This is a genomic window from Amycolatopsis keratiniphila, from assembly GCF_000400635.2.
Taxonomy (GTDB): Bacteria; Actinomycetota; Actinomycetes; order Mycobacteriales; family Pseudonocardiaceae; genus Amycolatopsis; species Amycolatopsis keratiniphila.
Genome location: NC_021252.1, coordinates 4,363,528 through 4,386,506 on the forward strand (window position 1 = coordinate 4,363,528; position 22,979 = coordinate 4,386,506).

Annotated in this window: 14 protein-coding genes; 11 read left to right on the forward strand and 3 right to left on the reverse strand. The window is 69.8% G+C overall.

The window, feature by feature from the left end; genetic code table 11:
* Nucleotides 1-17 precede the first annotated feature (17 nt).
* Genes AORI_RS60945 through AORI_RS60955 form a run of 3 tightly spaced genes read left to right on the forward strand, consistent with a single transcriptional unit; the run spans nucleotide 18 to nucleotide 1,986 of the window.
* On the forward strand, nucleotides 18-611 hold the full coding sequence (locus AORI_RS60945) for a glycerol-3-phosphate responsive antiterminator (protein ID WP_016334334.1): 594 nt from the start codon (nucleotides 18-20) through the stop codon (nucleotides 609-611).
* On the forward strand, nucleotides 608-898 hold the full coding sequence (locus tag AORI_RS60950; protein ID WP_016334335.1) for a putative quinol monooxygenase: 291 nt from the start codon (nucleotides 608-610) through the stop codon (nucleotides 896-898). The genes AORI_RS60945 and AORI_RS60950 overlap by 4 nt, the downstream gene beginning before the upstream one ends.
* The gene (locus tag AORI_RS60955) at nucleotides 895-1,986 is read left to right on the forward strand and encodes a zinc-binding dehydrogenase (protein WP_016334336.1); all 1,092 of its coding nucleotides are present in this window, start codon (nucleotides 895-897) and stop codon (nucleotides 1,984-1,986) included. Before AORI_RS60950 ends, AORI_RS60955 begins: the two co-directional genes overlap by 4 nt.
* Nucleotides 1,987-2,065: 79 nt before the next feature.
* Here AORI_RS60955 and AORI_RS60960 read toward each other — a convergent pair whose 3' ends face one another.
* The gene (locus tag AORI_RS60960) at nucleotides 2,066-13,018 is read right to left on the reverse strand and encodes a calcium-binding protein (protein WP_016334337.1); all 10,953 of its coding nucleotides are present in this window, start codon (nucleotides 13,016-13,018) and stop codon (nucleotides 2,066-2,068) included.
* Nucleotides 13,019-13,137: 119 nt separating this feature from the next.
* Complete coding sequence (locus AORI_RS82430; protein WP_051552896.1) at nucleotides 13,138-13,752, reverse strand: helix-turn-helix domain-containing protein; 615 nt, start codon at nucleotides 13,750-13,752, stop codon at nucleotides 13,138-13,140.
* A gap of 913 nt (nucleotides 13,753-14,665) precedes the next feature.
* Between AORI_RS82430 and AORI_RS60970 the strand changes: the two genes are divergently transcribed.
* The 8 genes from AORI_RS60970 (at nucleotide 14,666) to AORI_RS61005 (ending at nucleotide 21,929) form a co-directional block, all read left to right on the forward strand.
* Entirely contained in the window at nucleotides 14,666-15,571 is a 906-nt protein-coding gene (locus AORI_RS60970; RefSeq protein WP_016334339.1) for a LysR substrate-binding domain-containing protein, read from the forward strand.
* The gene (locus AORI_RS60975; RefSeq protein WP_016334340.1) at nucleotides 15,571-16,674 is read left to right on the forward strand and encodes a mandelate racemase/muconate lactonizing enzyme family protein; all 1,104 of its coding nucleotides are present in this window, start codon (nucleotides 15,571-15,573) and stop codon (nucleotides 16,672-16,674) included. The genes AORI_RS60970 and AORI_RS60975 overlap by 1 nt, the downstream gene beginning before the upstream one ends.
* 26 nt (nucleotides 16,675-16,700) lie before the next feature.
* Entirely contained in the window at nucleotides 16,701-17,552 is an 852-nt protein-coding gene (gene catA, locus AORI_RS60980) for a catechol 1,2-dioxygenase (protein ID WP_016334341.1), read from the forward strand.
* A gap of 25 nt (nucleotides 17,553-17,577) precedes the next feature.
* Nucleotides 17,578-17,859 (forward strand): muconolactone Delta-isomerase, encoded by a 282-nt coding sequence (catC, locus tag AORI_RS60985; RefSeq protein WP_016334342.1) that lies wholly within the window; start codon nucleotides 17,578-17,580, stop codon nucleotides 17,857-17,859.
* A gap of 181 nt (nucleotides 17,860-18,040) precedes the next feature.
* Nucleotides 18,041-18,985, forward strand: a complete 945-nt coding sequence (locus tag AORI_RS60990; protein WP_016334343.1) for a threonine ammonia-lyase — start codon at nucleotides 18,041-18,043, stop codon at nucleotides 18,983-18,985.
* Nucleotides 18,972-19,958: a 2,3-diaminopropionate biosynthesis protein SbnA gene (gene sbnA, locus AORI_RS60995; RefSeq protein WP_043848122.1), complete on the forward strand. Its 987-nt coding sequence runs from the start codon at nucleotides 18,972-18,974 to the stop codon at nucleotides 19,956-19,958. Before AORI_RS60990 ends, sbnA begins: the two co-directional genes overlap by 14 nt.
* Nucleotides 19,959-19,968: 10 nt before the next feature.
* Complete coding sequence (locus AORI_RS61000; protein ID WP_016334345.1) at nucleotides 19,969-20,895, forward strand: ornithine carbamoyltransferase; 927 nt, start codon at nucleotides 19,969-19,971, stop codon at nucleotides 20,893-20,895.
* Nucleotides 20,892-21,929: an ornithine cyclodeaminase family protein gene (locus tag AORI_RS61005; RefSeq protein ID WP_016334346.1), complete on the forward strand. Its 1,038-nt coding sequence runs from the start codon at nucleotides 20,892-20,894 to the stop codon at nucleotides 21,927-21,929. The genes AORI_RS61000 and AORI_RS61005 overlap by 4 nt, the downstream gene beginning before the upstream one ends.
* 16 nt (nucleotides 21,930-21,945) lie before the next feature.
* On the opposite strand, the gene AORI_RS61010 is transcribed toward AORI_RS61005, so the two are convergent.
* The gene (locus tag AORI_RS61010; protein WP_016334347.1) at nucleotides 21,946-22,977 is read right to left on the reverse strand and encodes a TolB-like translocation protein; all 1,032 of its coding nucleotides are present in this window, start codon (nucleotides 22,975-22,977) and stop codon (nucleotides 21,946-21,948) included.
* Nucleotides 22,978-22,979: the final 2 nt, after the last annotated feature.

The following is a 22,979-nucleotide window of genomic DNA, read 5'->3' on the forward strand; positions in this document are numbered from 1 at the left end:
CGACCACTGTGGACCGTATGAACGAGAGGATCACGGCGGCGTTCGCGGACGTCCCGGTATGCGCGTCGGTGGTCGGCACCGCCAAGGTCGCCGACTTCGCGAACGCGGCGTCCCGCGTCGGCATCCTGGCCGCGGTCCCGGTCGGGCAGCTGGCCAAGATCGTCCCGGTACTGACCGGGCTGGAGAAGATCCTTTTCGTGAACATCGACTCCTGCCCAGGGCTGGCCACCGATCGCGGCGGCGTGGACTTCCTCCACGAGATCGGGGCGACCGGGGTGGTCAGCACCCGGGTCGCCCCGATCGAACGGGCCCGCGCGGTGTCGATGCTGACCATGCACAAGGTGTTCGTCACCGACCGGTCGAACCTGAACCGCAGCCTGGAGGCGGTGAAACGCAGCCGCCCGGACCTGGTGGAGCTGATGCCCGCGCCGATCATCCCGTGGATGTCGGCCCAGGCCCGCGAAGTCATGTCGCCGTTCGTGGCGGCCGGTTTCGTCACCGACCGGGCCGGGGTGGCCCATTCACTCGCGATGGGCGCACTGGCCGCCGCATCGTCCGATTCGGGGCTGTGGTCGCTGACCCGGTCCCAGCTGAGCGCGGGAGAGAAATGAGCTTCGTCGTGGTGGCCAGGTACGTGACCGCGTACCGGGACCGCGTCCTCGAACTGCTGGAGCCGATGGTCGACGCCTCACGGCGCGAACCCGGCTGCCTCCGGTACACCGTCCACACGGGAACCGAGGACGGCGTGGTGGTGATCGTCGAGGAGTACGAGTCCGAAGAGGACTTCGCCGGCCACTGCGCGTCGGAACATTTCCAGCGCATCGTGCTCGGCGAGGTGGTACCGCTGCTGTCCGAACGCCAGGTCACCACCTGCGTTCCGGCCGGGAGCGAGCGGTGACGCCGGTGCGGGGCGCGGTGCTCCGCGAAGTCGGCCGTCCGCTGGAGATCGAGAACCTGACGCTGGACCCACCCGGGCCCGGTGAACTGCTCGTCCGGGTGCGGGCGGCGGGGCTGTGTCACTCGGATCTGTCGGTGATCGACGGCAGCAGGCCACGGCCGCTGCCGATGGTCCTGGGGCACGAGGCCGCGGGCGAGGTCGTGGAGCCGGGACCGGGCACCGGCTTCACCGCGGGGCAGCACGTGGTGTTGTCGTTCGTGCCCTCGTGTGGCGACTGCCGCCCGTGCCTCAGCGGACGACCCGCCCTGTGCGCCCCGGCGGCCGACGCCAACCGGAACGGCACCCTGCTCGGTGGCGGCACCCGCTGGTCCGCACCCGGCGGACGGCCGAAGCATCACCTGGGCGTTTCCGCCTTCGCCGAGCACATCGTGGTCTCGGCGCGTTCGGTGGTCGCCGTGGACGAGACCCTCCCGTTCGACGTCGCGGCGCTGTTCGGTTGCGCCGTGCTCACCGGCGCCGGTGCCGTCTTCAACGCGACCGACGTGCGTCCGGGCGACAGCGTCGTCGTGTTCGGCCTCGGCGGTGTCGGCCTCGCGGCGCTGCTCGCCGCCAAAGCCGCCGGCGCGACCACGCTGCTGGCCGTCGACGTCGTCGCGGAGAAGCGTGAGCTGGCTCTGTCCCTCGGCGCCACCCACGCGCTCGAAGGCGACGTCGAGGCGATCAAGGAGCTCACCGGCGGCGGCGCCGACCACGCGATCGACACCACCGGCGTCGTGGCCGCCCTGCAGCAGGCATACCGGGCGACACGGCCGGGCGGCACCACCGTCACCGTCGGGCTGCCCGATCCCGCCGCCGAAGTCGCGCTGCCCGCGCAAAGCCTGGTGGCGGAGGAGAAAACGCTGCGCGGCAGCTACCTCGGCTCGTGTGTCCCCCGGCGCGACATCCCCCGGTTCACCGACCTGTACCGGTCGGGGCTGCTGCCCGTGGAAGCGTTGCTGACGCACCGGATCGGGCTGGAGGAGATCAACACGGGGTTCGACCGGCTGCGGCGCGGTGCCGCGGTCCGGCAGGTGGTCACCTTCTCTTGAGGGTGGTCCGGCGGTCGGGTGGGTCGTGAGTGGCGTTTCGGGTTAGAACCCGAAACGCCACTCACGACCCGCGCCGGCCTCACGGAGCGCACGCGTTCGGGTTGTCGAAGTGCCCCGGCGTGGTCGGGAACGCCGGTCCCGTGCCGTGGTCCTTCATGTCCGGCTGGTACACCAGTGCCAGCTCGTCGTACGCCGACGTGCCCGCCGTGGTCACGTCCCCGGCCACCTGACCGGCGCCCAGCGAGTACGCCCACCGCTGCAGGAATTCCTGATGCGTCGGACTGTGCTGCCGGACGTCGTTGTAGCCGCCGTAGGCCGCGTTGCAGTGCGTGTAGAGGTTGTACGCACCGCCCCAGTCGAGCAGCCGGTCACCGGGGTTCGGCCCGTTGTCGGCGACGTCGGCCTGCAGCACGTCGCGGTCCCAGCCGCCGTAGATCCAGTCGATACCCTGGTGGTGCTGGTTGTCCGCGACATCGGCGTTGTCGAGGTTCGTCATCTCGAACCACGAGCACGGGTCGACCGTCACCGCGTTCTTGCCGTTGCCGAACGTCTGCGGCCACGGGTTCGCGGTGCAGGTCGTCTGCCCCGGTGCGCCGTAGGTGCCGCGCGGGCGCCAGTCGAGGATGTCCGAACCCAGCGCGCCGGTGTTCGGGTCGACCGACGGACCGGACGTGGCGCCCTTGCCGCCGGCGATGTGGTCGACGAGCGAGTCGTTGACACCCCGGTCGTTCGGGTTGGCCGGGTCGGTGCCGCCCTTGCCGCCCCACAGCACGTCCGCGCCGTCGTCGCCGAAGACGATGTCACCGCCCGAATCCCCGTTGGCCAGGTCGTCGCCGAAGCCGCCGTGGATCGAGTCGTGGTCGTCGCCGCCGCGGATACGGTCGTCGCCGCCTTCGAGGTCGCCGCGGTGCGGCATCGCCGGGGCGTTGCCGGGCGCGGCGAAGGCGTCGCCGTTGACGTCGTGCTGCAGATCGACCTGCCTCGTGACCGAGCCGGCCAGGAAGCCCTCGTAGTGGATCGCGGGCACCTGGGGGTTGTCGATCACGAAGTGGTTCGACCCGTTTTGGTAGACGTCCACGATTCCGCCGCGGTCACCGACCATGGCGTCTTCGCCGCCGGTGCCCCACATCCGGTCTCCACCGAGCTCGCCGTACATGTCGTCGGCGCCGTCACCCGGAGCCGTCGCCGTGCCGGTGTCGCCGTACATCAGGTCGTCGCCGTCCTGGCCGTACTGCGTGTCCTCCCCCGCGTCACCCCACAGGTTGTCGCCGCCGGAGGCGCCGAGTGTCTCGCAGGTGGCCTGCGTGGTGGTGCAGAAGCGGGTCGGTGCGCCGTTGACGCCGTGGCGGACGAACGCCGCACCGGCAGGCGGAGACGCCGAGTAGCGCTTCGCGTAGATCCGGTTCGTCAGCGGCAGTGAGACCTTCGACAGGTCGTCGCCGAGTGCCACCGGTTTGCCGGTCTGGTCCACGATGTCCCGCACCGCGGTGCCGTTGTCGCCGAGGATGAAGTCGGCGCCGCCGTCACCGTGCACGTCGTCGGCCGTGTCGCGGAAGACCTCCAGCGAGCTGCCGCCGATCAGGTCGTCCTGGCCGTTCGGGGCGGAGACGTCGCCGAGGTCGTCCGACGCCGCACCCGGCCACGCCGGATCCGGTGGGCTGAGCGCGATCCCGGCCTCCGCGAGGGTGCGGTCGCCGAACATCGTGTCGTGCCCGCCGTTGCCCTCGGCGTAGTCGTCGTGCGCGCCACCGGAGATCTGGTCGTCGCCGTCCTGGCCGAACATCACGTCGACGCCGCCACCACCGGACAGCTGGTCCCCGCCCGCCACCGGACGGGCCGGCGCGCCGAGGAAGCCGTTGCTCCACGACAGGTCCAGCAGCCGCAGGGAACGCTGCGTCTCGAACGTCCCGTTGCTGCCCACCCGCAGCAGGTACGGCGACGGCGGCGCGATCCGGTCGGTGATCGCGTTGTCGCCGAGGACGACGTCGTCACCTGTGCCGCCGAAGACCACGTCCGCGGTGTCCGGCTGGCCCTGGGTGGTCAGCGCGGTGTCGTCGCCGTGGATCGTCGAGCTGCCGCCGACGAGATCGTCGTCGCCGTTGTTGCCTTCGAGCCAGTCCCGGCCGGGGCCGCCTTCGGCGTGGTCGCCGTCGTTGCCGCCCTTGATCCGGTCGTTCCCGGACTGGCCGAGGATCGCGTCGCATCCGTTGTCCCCGGTGATGTCGTCGCCGCCGGAGGTGTTCGGCACCGGCGTGTCACCGAGGTCGTACAGCTGGATGCTGCGGTGCGTCATCGGGAGCGCGCCGGGCAGGTCCGTGTCGAACCGGCCCTGGGTGATCGGGCTCTTCGGGATACCCGCGTCCCTGGTCACGAGCGCGTTGTCGCCGGTGATCACGTCCGCGTCCTCGCCGCCGGAGATGGTGTCCCCGGTGTCGAGCTGGCCCACGGTGCCCTGGCCGCCGCCCATCTCCACGGCGGAGGAACCGCCGACGAGATCGTCCTGCCCGGAGTCGCCGAACAGTTTGTCGGCGTCCTGGTCGCCTTCCACGTAGTCGTCTCCGGCGTCGCCGTGGACGGTGTCCATTCCGGACTGTGCGTAGACGACGTCCGTGGCGGTACCGCCGGAAATGGTGTCGCCGCCGGAGTTCGCCGGGTTCGGGGCGTGGCCGAGGTCGAACAGGACCACGTGCCTGCCCGCCGACAGCCCGCGACCGCGGGTGACCGGGTCGCCGGAGTCCGCGCCACCCGTACCGGTGATCGTGGCGTTGTCACCGGTGATCACGTCGTCGGCGTCGCCGCCGGAGATCGTGTCGCCCGCGTCCGGATAGCCCGCCGCGTTCTTCGCCGCCGGGTCGCCGGGCGTCTGGTGGCTGCCGCCGATGATGTCGTCGGCCTCGGTCTCGCCGTTCAGCGTGTCGGCACCGGGGTTTCCTTCGATACGGTCCGGATCCTTCCCGCCGGAGACGGTGTCGTTCTCCAGTCCGCCGTACAGCGCGTCGGTGTCCATGCCGCCGCCGATGGTGTCGTCGCCGCCCAGCGTGGCGTCCGCGCTGGTGGCCAGGTCGAACACCGGTCCGCCCGCCGCCGCCGGATCGCCGTTGTCACCGATGATCGTGTCGGTGCCGCCGTCGCCGAACAGCTTGTCGCCGTCGTCGGGCTGGCCCGCCGCCCGTGTGCCGCCGACGATCACGTCGCCGGCCAGGCCGCCGGAGATCCAGTCCTTGCCGTTGTTCCCTTCGATGGTGTCGGGGTCGTCGCCACCGAACATCGTGTCGACGCCGTCGTTGCCGTACAGGGTGTCGGTCCCGGTGTCGCCGTAGACGGCGTCGTCGTCCGAGCCGCCCCAGACCTGGTCCGCGTCGCGGCCGCCGTGCAGGACGTCCTTGCCCTTCTCGCCGCACACCAGGTCTTCGTTCGCCTCGGCGTCGACATTGTCGTCACCGCCGCCTGCCCGCACGTTCTCCACTCCGGCACCGCCGATGACCCGGTCGTTGCCGTCGAGCGCGTCGTTCACCGTCTCGTCGACCGGGGTCGACGGAAGTGGCGAACCGGCCTTGCACGGTGACGTCTGCTTGTCGCCGTACACGTCCGCACCGCCGTCGCCGCCGATGATGTGGTCCCGGCCGAGGCCGCCGACCAGCGTCTTGTGCGACGGGCTCACCCCCTGCGGGAGCGGCGTGTGCGTGACGAAATAGAGCGGCCCGTAGTCGTCGGTCTTCGCCGGGTTCGGGAACTCCAAGGTGGACGGTTCGGCGATGACGTAGTCGTCGTCCGGACCGCCGTAGAGGGTGTCCGCCCCGAAGCCACCGAACAGGATGTCGTTGCCGCCACCACCGCGGAAGTGGTCCTTCTGCGTTTTCGTCGAGTGGCCGGTGACCCGGTCCTGTCCCTTGCCGCCGAACACCTTGTCGTCACCGGAACCGGTGTCGACGGTGTTGATCGGCCCGCCCGCCGGGCCGCCCGTGGTGTTGGCGTCGGCCGAGCCGTAGCCGTCGATTCCCGGGTCGACCTGGTCCGCGGTGTAGATCTCGTCCGGCCCGGTGCCGCCGGCGAAGCGGTCGCTGCCGTCACCGCCGACGAGGATCGCGCCCGGGGAGACGAACAGTTCCCGCGGAAGTGTCGGCACGTCCTTCAGCGGATCGTCCGCCGCGACACCGAGGGTGTCGTCGCCGCCGTTGCCGAACGCGGTCGACCTGGCGAGCCCGACCTTGATCGTGTCGCCCGCGTCGCCGCTTCCGGTCCCGCCCGCCGGATCGGGCAGGATCGCCCAGTTCGGCACGGAGACCGTCGGACCGCCGGTGCCGTCCGCGAGCGGGTCGCCACCGTCGCGGCCGTCGTTCTTCAGCTCCTTCAGCCCGATCGAGGTCACCGGAGGAGCGCCGAGGCTCGAGTCGCCCGCGACGACGTTCTTGCCGTTGCCGACGGTGATGCTGTCGACGCCGGGGCCGCCCGCGACGCGCGCTTTCGCCTCGTTCCGGACATAGCTCTTCCGGTCCGCGGCGAGCACGGTGCGGTCGCCGGTGACGATGGTGTCGTCGCCCTTGCCGCCATCGACCCACGAGTTGCCGATACCGGTCTTGATCTGGTCGTTCTTCTCGCCGCCGAACACGATCGCGTCCCGGTCGAACTGCGCGGTCGGCGGCGGTGGGCCGCCCTTCGCGGTGTCCTGCTTGGCGTCCCCGATGAAGGTCACGCTCATCGGCTTGCCGTAGCCGCGGCCGTCCACGACCACCCGCTCGATGTTCGCGTTCCGGAACTCGCGCCGGATCCCGAGCATGTCCACGGCCACGCCGGTGAACGCGGGGTTCGCCGGGTTCGCGTAGTCGTGCAGCGACGTGATCTTGACGGTGTCCTTCTCCTGCTTGTCCGACTCGTACGGGTCACCCGCGCCGCCACCGCGCTGGGCGGTGTGGCCGAGCGCGGCCGCGTACACCACGAGTGTCTTGCCGTCACCGCTGAGCCCGCCGAGTTTCGGTGGTGGTGGCGTGCAATTCGGTGTCGCGGTGAAGTCGAGCAGCGTGACGTCGACGATCGTGAAGCTGAACGACACCGAGAACGGGCCGAAGCCGACCGTCACGTAGAGCTTGAGGAAGACATAGAGCCGCCCCGACACGGTGAACAGGCATATCGGGTTGTTCAGCGCCGTTTGCAGGAACTCCGTGATCCGGAACTTCCCGTCGTGGTTGGGATCGTTCCACAGGAACGAGACCGTGAGGCCTACGCCGCCTTCGATGCCGACGGTGATGATCACCGCCGTGACGGCCGCTCCCGCCGCGAGTTCGCCGGTGAACGACACCACCGGGATCGGCTTCCCGTTTTCGGTGGTGTAGAAGAACAGGCTCTGCAGGAACGCCTGCCCCACGGTCCCGAGGTCGAGTTGGCCGGCACGAGCCGCTTCGAACGCCTTGCGGATGCCGAAGGTGTCGAAGCCCGCGACGATGCGCAGCGTCACCGACGCCGAACCGTGCAAGGTGATCACTACCGGCGGCGGCGCGTACACCGGCCCGAACTGCTGGCGCCAGTCGAAGCCGAGGCGCAGCGGACCGGAGTCGAACTTCACCAGATCCACGTCCCCGCCGAGCAGCACGTTGAACAGCGAAGCGGGCTTCTCGAACACCGGGAAGCTGAACCCGGCCGCCGACGCCTTGCTGGTCATCGGGTTGGCCGCCTCGGGGTCGGCGTTCTGGTTCTTGCCGTTGATCGCGCCGAGGATCGGGGCGAAGTCGGTACCGCCACCGGCGTCCTTCTTCGCGCTGATCAGGCTCTTGGTGTTGTCCGGCGTCACCGTGGTGTCGAGCGCCTTCTGACCACCGAGTTCGAACGACCCGAGCGGGATGAGACAGGTGGTGGTGCAACTCGGGAAGTGGTTGATGAAGTTCACGACCCCGGCGATGGTGTCGACGAACTTCAGGTCCGGGCCACCGGCGATCGTGCTGAACGCCTTGCCGATCGACACGATCGTGACGTCGCCCCCGCCCGCCAGATGCGACAGGTCCGAAAGCACCGGGATCGGCGCGTACAGCGTCTTGATCACCGGATCGAGCGGACCCGTCACCTGCTTGATCTTGTTCACGATCGGGCCGAGGATCTTGCCGAAGATCTCGCCGCTGTCGATGGCCACCTTGTCGAAGGCCAGCGTCAGCGGGGAGTTGCCGCCGTCGGCGCTGTTGGTCCCCGGTTTGACGTTGTTCCACGCCCAGTGCAACCGGAAGTTCGCCTGGATACCGGGGAACCCGGCGTCCTCACCCGGCCGTGCCTTGAGCAGCCAGTTGATGTCCGCGCTCGCGTGCAGCTTGACGTCGGCGAGCCGGTCCAGCCCGGCGTTCTGCAGATCGGTCAGGTGCAGCCTGCCGTTGGTCGGGTCGTCCGGCGCCACCAGGTCGATCTTGAACGCGCCGCCGAACAACGGCAGGACACCCGCGTCGTTCGCCGGGGCGGCCGCGTGGTTGCAGTCGTCCGCGCTCTTCTGCTTCGTGCAGTTCTCCGCGGTGATGTTGATGAACGCGAGCTGCGCGTTGATCTTGTTCGGCAGCGTGACGTTCAGCCCGACCGCGAACTCCGGTTGCGCGGAGTCCTTGGTGCTGACGAAGAATCCCTCACTCCGGCTGATACCCATGGCCAGATGGAGCCGCCAGCCGAGCTGGACCTCCGGACCGGCGCCGCCGTCGGCCTTCAACGAGAACCCCGGGATGCCCAGATCCAGCGGCACGGTCTTCTTGAGGCATTCGTGGCCGGACGGCAGCCCGGCGCAGTTCAACAGGTCACCGCTGAAGTCGCCTTGACTGACGTTCAGACTGATCGTGACCGCGTCGAGGTCGTTGTACGAGCAGTCGTGCGGTCGCGGGTTCTCGGCCGGGTTCTCCGGTGCCCCGCCGATCGCGGCGGCCCCGACGTCGGTGAACTTGGCGTCGGTGACGTCCGCGATCAGCTTGAAGGCGCCGCCCTCTTCACGGAACACCTGGTAGCCGGCCGCGTTGGTGACCGGTTCCCACGCGATGTCGAGCGAGTCCGTTGTGGACAGTGCGGTCGGGCCGGTGGTGATTTCGCCGGGGTCGCTCGCCTTGGCCTGCTTCTTCGCGCCGTCGATCGTCACGTACGACGCGATGACGTAACGGTAGGTCTTATCCGCGGCCGTGGCACCTTCGTGCAGTTTCACCGTCGGCGCGCCGACGGTGCCCAACGGCGTCTTGCACAGGGTGTCGACGGTGACCGTGTCCGGGTTGAGGCCCGCGGCGGCGAGCTTCCCGCCGAGTTGGTCGTTGACCCAGCCGCGCACCGCGGCCATGTCGGTGAAGTGGCCGTTCGCCGGCAGCTGGTCCAGCGCGTTGTGGATCGCGGTGCGGAGCTTCCCGATGAAGTCCGCGCCCTGCTGGAGGTCGTCACCGAGCAGCGGCAGCTTGCCGCCGAAGCTGGCGGTGTTGAGCGCCTGCTCCACCAAGTTGAGGTAGCTGTCGAGGCCGTCGAGCCTGCCGAAGTCGATCAGCTTGGCCGCGAGCGCCTCGGCCAGCAAAGCCGGGTCCGGGGTCTCCAGCCGCGGATGCCCGTCGATCGCCGCGCCGCCGAGGTTGAAGTAGTCGTCGACCGCGGTCGATTTGGGCAGGCGCAAGGCGAAGTTGTTCGACTTCGTGGCGTCGGTGATCACCTTGCTGTAGGTCGCACCGCCGTCCTCGCTGATGTACAGCGGCAGCTTGGCGCACAGGGCCAGCGGTGTCCCGCCGTCGAGCCCGCAGCCCACCGCGGTGCTCCCGGCGTTGATCGTCGGGCCGACGGCGCCGAGGAAGTCGGTGAAGCTGACCGGCGCACCGGTGCCGCCGCTCTTGGCCAGGTCGATCGAGTAGGACGCCTTCGCGGTCGCCTTGTCCGCCGACTTGGGGTCGCCGAGTGACACGCTCAGCGGGCCCAGGGTGGTCGCGATGGTGGCGTTCTCCACGGTGGCGTCGAGTTTCACGCCGATCTTCGAATCGTCGAGCACGCGCAGCGCGTTCGCGTCGGCCGGGCCCGCACCGGGCTGCAACGGGACGACCAGACCCATCTTGACCTGACCGCCGACGCCGAGCGAGACCGAGCCGTCGCCCTGCACCCCGGCGACCCGCTGGCCGCCGGACGGGAGGCTGAAGTCGAACTGCACCGGCGTGCTGGTGTGGTACGCGCGTTTCCAGTCCAGCCGGATGATCAGCGACGGCGTTCCGCCGGGTTCGGCGTACTCGAACGTCACCGGGACACTGTCCTTGAACCGCGTGTTGATGGTCTGGACGAGGCGTTGCAGGTTGTCGGAGGGCGCCGCCTCCAGCAACGAGATCACGTCGTCCAGTTCGGACCGGATCACGTACGACGTCGCCGGGGAGGGTTGGCTGGCCCAAGGTCCGGCCAGGACCAGCGTGTCCGGCGTGACACTGCCGACGATGCCCACCTGGGTACCGGCGACGACCGTGCGGCCGACGAGCGAGGGTGGGAAGGCGTTGCCCTTCTCGACGGTGCGCGCGGTGTCCTTCACCGAATTCGGGCCGTAGCTCACGGTCGGGCCGGAGCCGGATTCGTCGGCCCGCAACAGGTCTTTGAGCGAACGGCCGACGAGCGGGATCTTCGTGCCGAACACCGCGGCGCCCGACGGCGAAGCGTCGGAGAGAGAGGCGTCGAGGGTCTGCAGTGTCTTGAGGAGAATCGAGAAGAGCGCCTTCGGGTTGGCCGGGTCGAAGTCGAAGTTCACCAGTTCCGACAGGTCGCTCGTGCTGAACTGCGGGCCGTCGGGACCGGTCGTCTTGGTGAGGTCGTTCCAGGTGAATCCCGCGTGCGCGGAGGCGCCCTTCAAGAAGTCACCCGTACCCGGCGCGCTGGCGTCCACGCCACCGGCACCGCGGACACGCACCTGGAAATCGAGCAGCGCGCCGGGATCGTGCAGCAGTTTGTCCACGACCGCGCCGAAGGTCAGGTCACCGAGGTCCTTGAACTTCACCTGCGCCATGTGGTCGTCCGCACCCGGTGTCCCGGCACAGTCGGCGCCCGCGTTCGGATGGCAGACGTGTGCCGCGCCCTTCAACTGCACCTGGAGGAAGCCGGCGTTGGCGAACAGGTCGATACCCGCGTCCATCGGGAAGTCGGCGGTGAACAGCGTCGGAGCGCCGGACGTGCGCAGCAGCACCCGGTCCGGCCCGGTCGGTGTCGCGCCGACGAGGATCGTGCTGCCGTCCGGGTTCTTCTGCTCGATCGGCGGGTTGTGCACGGTCGGGTTCTGCAGGTCGAGCACGAGGGTGACCGCGGCGTCGTAACTGGGCTTGACCTTCGCGGTGGCGTTGACGGCGTTGGCCTCGCCCACGCCGCGGCCGCCGGTCTTCAGGTCGTTGCCGAGCTGGACGACGCCGACGTCGCCCTGCATCCCGGAGATCGTGTACGGCGCGTTGGCGGCCGGGATCACCGGCGTCCAGCCCGGTGCCTGGAGGAACAGCGTGTTCCCGTCGTTGTTCTCGATGGTCGCCCCCGCCGCACCGGCGACGACGCGCCGTCCGGCGAAGTCCCCCGGCTTCCAGCTCTGGTTCTCGTCCTTGAGGGTGGTCTGCGTGTAGCTGGTCTTCGCCGGGCTGCCCGCCGGTCCGGACGCCGCCGCGGCGGCCGCGTTGAGATCCACGGCCGTCGCCGGGGCCTTACGGGACAACGTGATCTTGAAGTCGAGCTTGGTCGAGCCCGGTGGGAAGTGGACGTCGGAGATGCCGATCTTGCCGCCGCCGGGCAGGTTCGCCGCGGTGTTGAGCTTGTCGAGCATCTGCTGCAGCGAAACGAACAGCGGTTCACCGGCCTGTGTCGGGTCCGCCGCGGTCTTCGTGTTGTCCTGCAGGAACTTCTTGATCGACTCGTTGAGCTGGATCGCGTCGGCGAGGGAGCCCTTGAGGAACGGCAGGTCGAGGTTGCCGATCGGGTTCGCCGCGTCGCCCCACTTCGCGCGCTGGATCGAGGTCAGCGTCGTCGCCAGCTGTGCGAGGCCGGTGGCCAGATCACGCGGGGTCAGGTTGAGGAACGGGCCGACGGTGCCGATGCCTTCCGGTTTGATCTCCGGCGTCCCGGTGGCGATGTCCGGCCAGCTGAGGCCGATCTTGGCGTCCACCGAGGGAAGGTTCAGCGAGAAGGAAGCGGCGGGCGCGGCCGCGAGGTGCAGCGAACCGTTCAGCGACCCCGCCGGGCTGGCGAAGCCGAAGCTGACCAGACCGGCCAGCGAACCGTTCTGGGCCAGCTCGCCCGCGGTACCGTCGTTGTTGAGGAACGCCAGCCGCCCGTCGTTGTCCGGGTCGTTGATCGTGGCGGCGAAATGCGCCTTCAGGTCCAGCGAGGTGTCGGTCTCGACGAGCTTCACCCCGAGGACACCGATCGCGGCGTTGGCGGCCTTGATGGCGTTCGCGTCGGGGAAATCGGCCGAAGCGTCGACGGTGAACGCCGGCGTCGTGCCGTCGTTGAGGATGTAGGCCTTGTCGTGCGCCTTGTCCCAGATCAAGGTCAGCTTCACCGTGGTGCCGACGGTGAGCCGCACACCGCCGGTGGAGGAGAACGCCGACTGCGGGGCGTTCCCGCCCTCCCCGATCGGGACCGGGATGTTCAGCGCCTGGTTCAGCAGCACGCGGGAGACGGTCAGGGTGAGATCGAGTCTCTTGTCCTCACCGACGGTGCTCAACGTGGTCTTGAGCGTCCCAGTCCGGTCGGCCGACAACGTGATCGGCTGGTCGATGTCCAGATCGGCGTCGTCGACCGCGGCGGAGAGCTTCTTGGCGCCGGTGTTGAACGCCTCCTGGGCCAGGGTGTCGAACCCGAGCGCGGCGCCGGGGCTGGTCTGCACGGCGGGCAGCGCCTTCGCCAGCTGGCCGATCGCGCCGAGGCCCTTGCTCCAGGTGGCGAAGCTATTGGTGGGCCCGGCCAACGCGTTGACCAGCGTGCCGACGCCAGGGCTCGCCGCCCGGGCCGGTGGCGGGGTGACCGCCACGCCCATCCCGATCGAAACGACGAACGCCGTCGCCAACGCGAGCCACCTTGAGCCGGTCCGTGAGCCCATCGGGCACCTCCCCGTCCACGGGCGCGCGACGACGCGCCGTTCCCTCGGAGAAGGCTGACCAAAGGTGAAATCCGCGTGAAGAGGGCGGTCCGCTCAGCGGACTGGTGACTTCCCGGCCATCAGTGCGCGGATTCGGTCAACTCGCGACCGGCCTCCAGCGCGGCGGCGTCGACCAGCCGCCGCATCACCGCGAGGTCGCTCGCCGGGATGGTCAACAGGCCGATCGCGGCCACGATCCGGCCTTCCGCGCATCGGATCGGCGCGGCGGCACCATGCGCGACACCACCGAGCAGCACTCCGGCCACCGCGGCCGAAGACGGCAGCACCGTGCCCGGCGAGAAGACGGGCACGCTCGCGGAATGCCCCGAGACGGCCGCGACGACCACGACGTCCGATCCCGCCAGTACGCACACCGCGACGTCGGTCCTGGTCAGTTTCGCCAGCCGGATCGCCGGTTTCCCCACGGCGGCGCGGATCCGCGCGTGCAGCCGTCCCCGGCCCTGGACGAGCCTGCCCGCCAGCGGGCCGACGACGTAGCCGCGGAACAGCCGTTCCACCGCGCCGATCCCGCACATCTGCTCAAGCAGCCGATGGGCCGTCGACTTGGGCAGGCCCGCTCGCTGAGCCGCCTCGGTCAACCCCAGACCCGCGCCCGCGTCGGCGGCGGCGAGCACCTCAAGCAACGCGAACGCGCCCTCGAGCACCGAGCGACCGGGCACGCGTGCCATGCCCATCGGAATCCCCCTGACGGTGCCGGTCACATCGTCCGTAAGCATCAGTGACCTCCACCGCGGTCGCCTGCACCGATCGGCTCTTCGTGCCTGAGTTGTCGTCCGCCCGCGACCGGGTGTTACGGCGAACGGCGTATCGGCCGGCTCACGGCGACGGTCAGCTGCAAGGTCACCTTCGAGCCGATCATGAGGGGGGCCACGGTCGTCATGCTGGGCTCGTGGCTGAAGCGTTCTCGGCATCACGACGAAACCGCCTCGCCGGATGTGAGCCGGGCGGGCCGTCGAAGTCTCGATTGCGTGCCCGTTTCTCGCCTGGCTAGGGTCCGGCCGACGGCATCAGGACGGACCATCACGGAAAGGGAGGTGTGCAGCACATGCGCACATATGTCGAGCTGCCGAACCCGGTTTCCGCGATCCACGCTTCGCGATGAGCTATAGCGTGTCTCGATCCTGAGTCGTCGCACGATGCCCCCTCGCGGGTGGTCGACAACGAAACCGGGCATGCCCCGACCCAGCACCGAAGCCGATCTTCCGTCGCTTCCCGACGTCGAGGATCGCGCTCGCGTACGCCCAGTCAACCCCGTGGGCCGACGACGTCGGCCTCGTTAACGACCCAAAACACTCACGAGGCGACACCTACGGCCGAACCGCCGCTCCCCGTAGCCAACCGGGGGCGAAGGCTCCTTTCGTCGCATCAGACTCGGTGAAGGGAGCCTTCAGCCCACACCACTCCGCTAGTACCTACTGACGCACGTTGGATCAGCCGCAGCCGCGCTCCGCGTCGGTACTTAAGACACCCCGGCGGGTGCTATTGATAACTTCTGTTTATCAATAGACCGCAATAAAGTCTTTGTCTTCGATGATTTCGCTTCCTACCGTGAACGAATCGGCGACAGAGGCAGGGAGGAGGCGTCTCATGGAACTTCGTCACCTGCGTTACTTCGTCACCGTCGCCGAGACATGTCACTTCGGCCGGGCGGCGGAGCAGTTGCACGTCGCGCAGCCGGCGCTCTCGCACACCATCCGGCAGTTGGAGGACGAACTGGGCGTCGTCCTGCTGGCCCGGACCACCCGCCAGGTCCGGGTGACGCCGGCGGGTGAGTTCTTCCTGGCCGAGGCCCGGCGCGTGCTCGCCGGGCTGGACGTGGGTGTCCGCGGGGTGCGGCGTATCGGCGAAGGCAAGCTGGGCCTGCTTCGGGTCGGGTTCACCGGCACGGCGGCGTTCTCCCACCTGCCACATCTGGCCAGGGCGCTCGCGCAGCGGGTGCCACAGGTGGAGCTGGAGATCCGCGCCGATCTGCTGACCGCCGAGCAGTGCGAACGCCTGCGCACGGGCACATTGGGGATCGGGGTGCTCCGCCCTCCGGTCACCGGGGACGACATCGGCTTCCGGGTGATCGAGAGCGAACCGCTGATCCTCGCCGTCCCGGCCGACCACCGGCTGGCCGTCGAACCCGTGGTCGCGATGGCGGACCTGCGGAACGAACCGCTCGTCACCTACGACCGGCGCAACTCCGTCGTGTACGAAGCCGTCGCGCGCAGCTGCCGCGAGGCCGGGCTCACGCCCCATCAACTGCACGAGGCATCCGGAACCGCGGTCCTGCTGGCCCTGGTCGCCGGCGGGCTGGGAGTCGGCGTGGTGCCCGCCTCGGCCCGCGCCCTCCCCTTGGCCGGTGTCGTGTTCCGCGACCTCGCCGGAGCGGCGACCGTGGAGCTGGCGCTGGCCTGGCACCGCGAGACCCCGTCACCGCTCGTCACGACCGTCCTCGACGCGCTCGAGGACGTCTTCCCTTCCGTCGCACCGTCCACAGGGGGCACCTGATGAAGATCACGCGGGTCGAGGCGATCCCGTTCGCCATCCCGTACCGAAAACCGCTGAAGTTCGCTTCGGGAGAGGTGCACGTCGCCGAGCACGTTCTCGTGCGGGTGCACGCCGACAACGGCGTCGTCGGCGTGGCCGAGGCACCCCCGCGGCCGTTCACCTACGGCGAGACCCAAGCGGGAATCATCGCGGTGATCGACTCCCTGTTCGCCCCGCAGATCGTCGGCCTCAGCCTGCTCGAACGGGAAACGGTGCACGCCCGGCTCGCTCGCACGGTCGGCAACCCGACCGCGAAATCCGCCATCGACATGGCCGTCTGGGACGCGCTCGGCCGCAGCCTCGACGTGTCGGTGACCGAACTGCTCGGCGGCTACACCGACCGCATGCGCGTGTCCCACATGCTCGGCTTCGACGAGCCGTCCGCGATGGTCGCCGAAGCCGAGAAGATGCGCGACACCCACGGCATCAGCACCTTCAAGGTCAAGGTCGGCCGCCGTCCCGTGTCGCTCGACACCGCCGTCGTGCGCGCGCTGCGGGAGCATTTCGGCGACGGCGTCGACCTCTACATCGACGGCAACCGCGGCTGGACCGCCGCCGAGTCGGCCCGTGCGATGCGGGAGATGGCCGACCTCGACCTGCTTTTCGCCGAGGAGCTGTGCCCGGCCGACGACGTCCTCGGCAGGCGCTGGCTCGTGGGGCAGATCGGCGTTCCGTTCATCGCCGACGAATCCGCCGTGACCCCGGCCGACGTCACCCGTGAGGTGCTCGGCGGCTCCGCCACCGCGATCAGCATCAAGACCGCCCGGACCGGCTTCACCCGTTCGCAGCGCACGCACCACCTCGCCGAGGGGCTCGGCCTGGAGGTCGTGATGGGCAACCAGATCGACGGCCAGCTCGGCTCGCTGTGCACGGTCGCGTTCGGCTCGGCCTACGAGCTGACGTCCCGCCGCCCCGGCGAGCTCTCGAACTTCCTCGACATGAGCGACGACCTGCTCACCGAGCCGCTGCGCATCACCGGCGGCGAGCTCACCGTCCGCCCCGGCGCCGGCCTCGGCGCCGAAATCGACCCCGAGAAGCTCCGGCGCTACCGCCAGGACCACTGACGCCCACCACGAATCAAGGAGGATTCATGACCGCCATCCACGAGACCGCCACCGCGGCCGCGTCCGGCGCCAACGCCACCGAGCGGTTCAAGAGCGACAAGTTCGCCGGTGTCGCCGGAACACCCAAGGAACGGGTCAGCCTGCTGGCTCGCGAGGTGCTGGAGGCGGTGCACGGCACGATCCGGAAGCACAAGGTCACCTACGACGAGTACAACGCGCTCAAATCGTGGCTGATCAGCGTGGGCGAGGACGGCGAGTGGCCGCTGTTCCTCGACGTGTGGGTGGAGCACGTCGTCGAAGAGGTCGCCACCGAGCACCGCGAGGGCAACAAGGGCACCATCGAAGGCCCGTACTACGTTCCCGGCGCGCCCGAGCAGGGTGCTCGCGGTTCGGTCCCGATGCGCGAGGACGAGGCCGGTACGCCGCTCAGCTGGACCGGCCAGGTCACCTCCACCGACGGCTCCGCGCTGGCGGGCGCGAAGGTCGAGCTGTGGCACGCCGACGCCGACGGCTTCTACTCCCAGTTCGCGCCCAACATCCCGGAGTGGAACCTGCGCGCGAGCTTCACCACCGACGACGAAGGCCGGTTCGAGATCCACACCGTGCGCCCCGCCCCGTACCAGATCCCGACCGACGGCGCCTGCGGCAAGCTCATCGCCGCGGCGGGCTGGCACGCGTGGCGCCCGGCGCATCTGCACGTCAAGGTCTCGGCGCCCGGCCACGAACTGCTCACCGCGCAGCTGTACTTCCCCGGCGACGAACACAACGACGACGACATCGCTTCGGCGGTCAAGCCGGAGCTGGTGCTGGACCCGCGCCCGGCGGGTGACGGCGAGGCCATCGAGTACGGCTTCGTCCTCGACCCCGAGCGCCCCTGACCGAGTGTCCTTTTTGGAGTGATCGATGCTCTACCACGTTCGCATGGACGTTCGCCTGCCACCGGACCTCGACCCGGCGGAGCGGACCGACATCATCGCGCGGGAAAAGGCGTACAGCCAGCGGCTGCAACGCGAAGGCAAGTGGCCGCAGCTCTGGCGGATCGCGGGCGAATACGCCAACTTCTCGATCCTCGACGTCGCCGACCACGACGAGTTGCACACGCTGCTGTCCGGTTTGCCGTTGTTCCCGTACATGGACATCGAGGTCACGCCGCTGGCGACGCATCCGTCGAAGGTCATGGGCTGACGCAGCTCGATCGCGGTCCGTGTGCCCGCCGTTCCGGTCGGTGAACGAGATCCGCCGACCGGAACTTCCGCCCCCGAAGTTCCGGTCGGTTCTTCATGGACCGCACCGGTCCGGCCCCAGTTGAATCGGCCGAGGTCCACTTCGGACCGGCTGGGGTGAAGGAGTTCGGCGGAGTGATCCGATGACGCGCCTGGTGACCTGCGTCGACGTCGCACGGGCGGCCGACCGGATCCGGTGCTCCGTGCGCCGCACCCCCGTGCTCGGGCCGGTCGGCGGGCTGTGGATCAAACCGGAGAACCGGCAGCGGACCGGCTCGTTCAAGGTCCGCGGCGCGCTCAACGCGGTCGCCGGGCTGACGGGCCACGTGCTGGCCCAGTCATCTGGCAACCACGGCCGCGCGGTCGCCTACGCCGCGGCCCGCCAAGGGCTGAAGGCCACGGTCGTACTACCCGAAACGGCGCCCGCGTTGAAGGTCGACGCGGTCCGCGCACTCGGCGCCGAAGTGCTCGTCGTGCCACCGGCCGAACGGGAATTCGCGACGGCCGAACTCCTGACCCGCACCGGCGCCACCCTGATCACGTCGGCCGATTTCGCGGTGATCGCCGGCCACGGCACGGTCGGCGCGGAGATCGTCGAAGATCTGCCGAACGCGGGCACCGTCCTGGTCCCGGTCTGCAACGGCGGCCTGCTCGCCGGCGTCGCCGTCGCGGTCAAGGCGTACTCGCCGGGCACGCGGGTCGTCGGTGTCGAGCCCGAACTCGCCGCCGACGCGGCCGACTCGTTCCGCACCGGCCGCCTCACCCGCTGGCCGGTGTCGCGGACCTACCGGACGATCGCCGACGGCCTGCGCGCCCCGGTGCTCGGCGAACTGGCGTGGGAGCACGTCAAGACGCTCGTGGACGACGTCGTCACGGTCGACGAGGAAAGCATCGTCACCGCGCAGGCGTTCTTGGCCGCTCGGTTCGGCGTGGTCGCCGAGCCGAGCGGTGCGGTGGCGACCGCCGCCCACCTGAGCGGGCGCGCCGGGCCGTCGGGAAGGGTTACGGTCGCCGTCGTCTCCGGCGGGAACGTCGCCGCGCCGCCACTGGGGGCCACGAGAGAGCGGGTGTTCGTTGAGCACGGCTGAGATCGGCGGAGTGCTCGCGACAATCGGGAACACACCGCTGGTCGCCCTGGACCGGGTCGTGCCACTGACGGGCTCCCGGGTGTTCGCGAAACTGGAGAAGTTCAACCCCGGCGGCAGCGTCAAGGACCGGACCGCGCTGAACATGCTCCATGGCGAGATCCGGTCCGGCAGGCTCGTACCGGGAAGATCGGTGGTCGTCGAGTCCACGTCGGGCAATCTCGGCGTCGGGCTCGCCCAGATGTGCGCTTATTTCGGGCTCGACCTCGTGTGCGTGGTCGACACCCGCACGACCGCGCAGACCCTCGCACTGCTGCGGGCCTACGGCGCCACGGTCGAGGTCGTGACCGCCCCGGTGGACGGCGACCTGCTCGGTGCCCGGATCGCCCGCGTCCGGGAACTCCTCGCCCTGCTGCCGGACGCGTTCTGGCCCGATCAGTACGCGAACCCGCTCAACCCGGCCGCCCACGAGCACACGATGCGCGAGATAGCCGACGCGCTCCACGGCCGCGTCGACTACCTGTTCTGCGCGGTCAGCACCGGCGGCACGATGCGCGGATGCGCCGACTACATCCGGCGCGAAGGGCTGGCCACGAAGCTGATCGCGGTCGACGCCGCCGGCAGCGCGATCTTCCACGTGCCGACGGAAGAACGCCGGATCCCGGGCCACGGCGCCGGACGGCGGCCGCCGCTGGTCGACACCTCCGCGATGGCCGAGGTCGTGCACGTGACCGATCTCGAATGCGTGCGGGCCTGCCGGACGCTCGTCGCCCGCGAAGCCATCCTCGCGGGCGGTTCCTCCGGCGCGACCGTGGCCGCGCTGACGAAGCTGCGCGACCGCATCCCGCCGGGATCCCGGTGCGTGCTCGTCTTCCCCGACGACGGCAACCGCTATCTCGACACCATCTACTCCGACGCGTGGGTCCTCGGTCATTTCGGCGAAGTGCCCGCCCGCGCCCTGGCCACGATTTCCTGAGGAGCTCTCCTTGCGTCACCTCATCTCACTCGACGACCTCACCGACGACGACCTGCGCGCCATCGTCGGCCGAGCCGTCCTACTGGCGGAACGGCCGCGCGCGACATATTCCACTTTGGACGGAGCGGTCGTCGGGATCCACTTCCGGAAGACCTCCACCCGTACGCGCACCGCGTTCTCCGCGGGCGCGCTGCGGCTGGGCGCCCGGATCATCGCCTACGGCCCGAACGATCTCCAGACCAACACCGGGGAGTCCATCGAGGACACCGGACGAGTGCTGTCGTCGATGCTGGACTTCCTGGTGGCCCGCACGGCGGCCGATCCGGCAGAGCTCCGGGCCATCGCCACGCAGGACCGGATGGCCGTCGTCAACGCGATGAGCGCCGACGAGCACCCGACCCAGGCGCTGGCGGATCTGACGACGATCGTCCAGCGCTTCGGCCGCGTCGACGGCATCCGCATGCTGTACCTCGGCGAGGGCAACAACACAGTGGCGGCCTTGGCACTGGCGCTCAGCCGCTTCCCCGGCACGGAGCTGCATCTTCGCACTCCGCCGGGCTACGGCGTCGACCCGGACGTCCTGGAGCGCGCGGGCAAGCACGCCGCCCGGCACGGTTCGTCCATTGTGGAGCGACATGACGTCCTCGACCTGCCCGGTGGTGTCGACATCGTCTACACCACCCGATGGCAGACCACGGGAACGTCCAAACCGGACCCCCGCTGGCGCACGGTGTTCGCGCCCTTCCAGGTGACCGCGGATCTGTGGCGGGCCAGTCCGGACGCGCTGTTCCTGCACGACCTGCCCGCGCACCGGGGCGAGGAGGTCACGGCCGACGTGCTCGACGGGCCGCGTTCCGCCGCCTTCGCGCAGGCGGAGAACAAGCTGTACAGCGCGATGGCCGCGCTCGAATGGTGCGGTGGGGAGGACTTGGCGTGAGCTGGTTCGACGTGGCCGAGAGCGGCCTGTCCGGTGCGGGCGAGGTGACCCTGCTGTCCCGTGAAGAGGTCCGCAAGTGCCTGACGACCCTCGACCCGGTCGACGTCGTCCGCGAAACACTGGCCGACCACGACCGCGGCATCGGTCTCCTGCCCGCCGAGGCGTACCTGCGCTGGGAGAACTCCCGAGGTGCCTACACCCGGTCGATCGGGATGCCGGGCGCGGTGCGGTCGGCCTACGGGATGAAGATCATCAACGCCAGCGTGTCCAATCCCGCCATCGGGCTGGAACGCGCGGGCGGGATCGGCCTGTGCTTCGACGCGGAGACCGCCCGGATCACCACGATCATGGAGGCAGGTCTGCTGAGCGCGGTCCGGACGGCGGCGGTGAGCGCGGTGGGGGTGGACGCGCTCGGATACGGCGGAGCGGTTTCCCTGGCCGTCGTCGGTTGCGGCGCGCAGGGCCGGATGCACGCGGCGCTGCTCGCCGAACGGCTGCCCTCGCTGCGCAAGGTCACGCTGTACGACCGGTCTCCGGACGCCGCGTCGGCCTTGGCCGCCACCCTGCCCGGGATCTCGGCGCAGGTCTGCTCGAACGCGCGGGAAGCGGTGTCCGCGGCCGAGGTCGCCGTATTCACGACCACAATGGACGCAGGCTACGTCGAGCCGGACTGGGCCTCGCCGGGGGCGTTGCTGATCAACGTCTCCCTCGGCGACCTGACGGACGCGGCGTTCCGCGACGCGGCGGCGGTGTACGTCGACGACGTGGACCTGGTGGCCGGCAACCCGCGCCGGCCGCTAGGCCGCCTGATGGCGGAAGGCCTGTTCGGGCACCCCGATTCCGCCGGGACGGCACGCCCCCTCGACGGCACGTTGGGCGGGATCCTGACGGGACGGCATCGCGTGGACGGGGTCGCGTCGCCGTATGTGGTGCTGAACCCGTTCGGTATGGGAGTCCTCGACGTCGCGCTGTACGCGGCGGTCTCCGCGCAGGCCCGGGCGGAGAGCCTCGGTACCGCCCTCCACCTCGGCTGAGCCTCGCGTCACCTGCCTACCGGGAAGCACCCGTGACCGACGGCGATGAAGCGAACGGAACCAGCAGCCGCGCCGCCCCGCTTCCGTCCGCGGGCACGGCCCAGATGTCGCTTTCCTTCCCGTCCCCGCGCGGCAGGCTGTACCCGATCGTGTCGTTGTCGAGCCACACCACCTGGTCGTCCACACTGCGCGTCTCGGCGAGCGGGGTTTCGCGCATCGTGGCCAGGTCCAGCACGTGTTCCCGCCACGGGTTGACGTCGCCCTCCGCCACCCTCTTCTTGAACGCGAGCTTCTTCCCGTCCGGCGATAGTGAAGGACATTCCGCGTTCTCCCGCAGCGTGCGGGCGTTCCACGCGGCGTTGTCGCCCTGCACCAGATAGGTCCGCCCGCCGGTGGCGACCGTGGCGTAGAACGTCCGCTCGTCCGCGGCGAACGTGACGCCCCAGTAGTTGACGTCCTCGCCACGATGAGACACGTCCCCGATCCGCAGCGGGATGCCCTCGATGTTGCTCGACAGCTCGTTCAACTCGCGATCCATGATCGCCGTACGCGTCGAGAAGGTGCCGGGCGTCGAGTAGGAGTCACCGGTGACGAACGTGGTCCAGCTGCCCATCCGGCCACCGGGTGAGAGCTTCGCGCGGTTGGGGATCCCTGGCACATCGACCCGTTTGACCTCGCCGAGCGCGGGATCGACGAACCGGGCGACCGCGCCCGCCATCGGCGTCGACTCCTTCGCCAGGCACAGGCCGCCCGCGGCCGCGGTGTAGAACCGTTCGCAGGTGAGCGAGCTGATCCGCCGCGGCCCGCCGGGATCGGAGACGGGGACCGAGGCCACGTTGCCGTAGCCCGGCCCCGGCGCACCGTTGCGGAACAGCAGTCTTCCCTGCTCTCCCAGCACGATCTGCCCCGAAGTGTCCACCGCGACCGTCGCGTCGGCCGCCTGCCGCTCGGGGCTGTTCGCCTTGGCCTGCACCACGTACACCACCGAGGCGGCGACGAGGGCGGCGACGCCCGCCAGCGCCACCACGAACTTCACCGGAAGCTTCACCC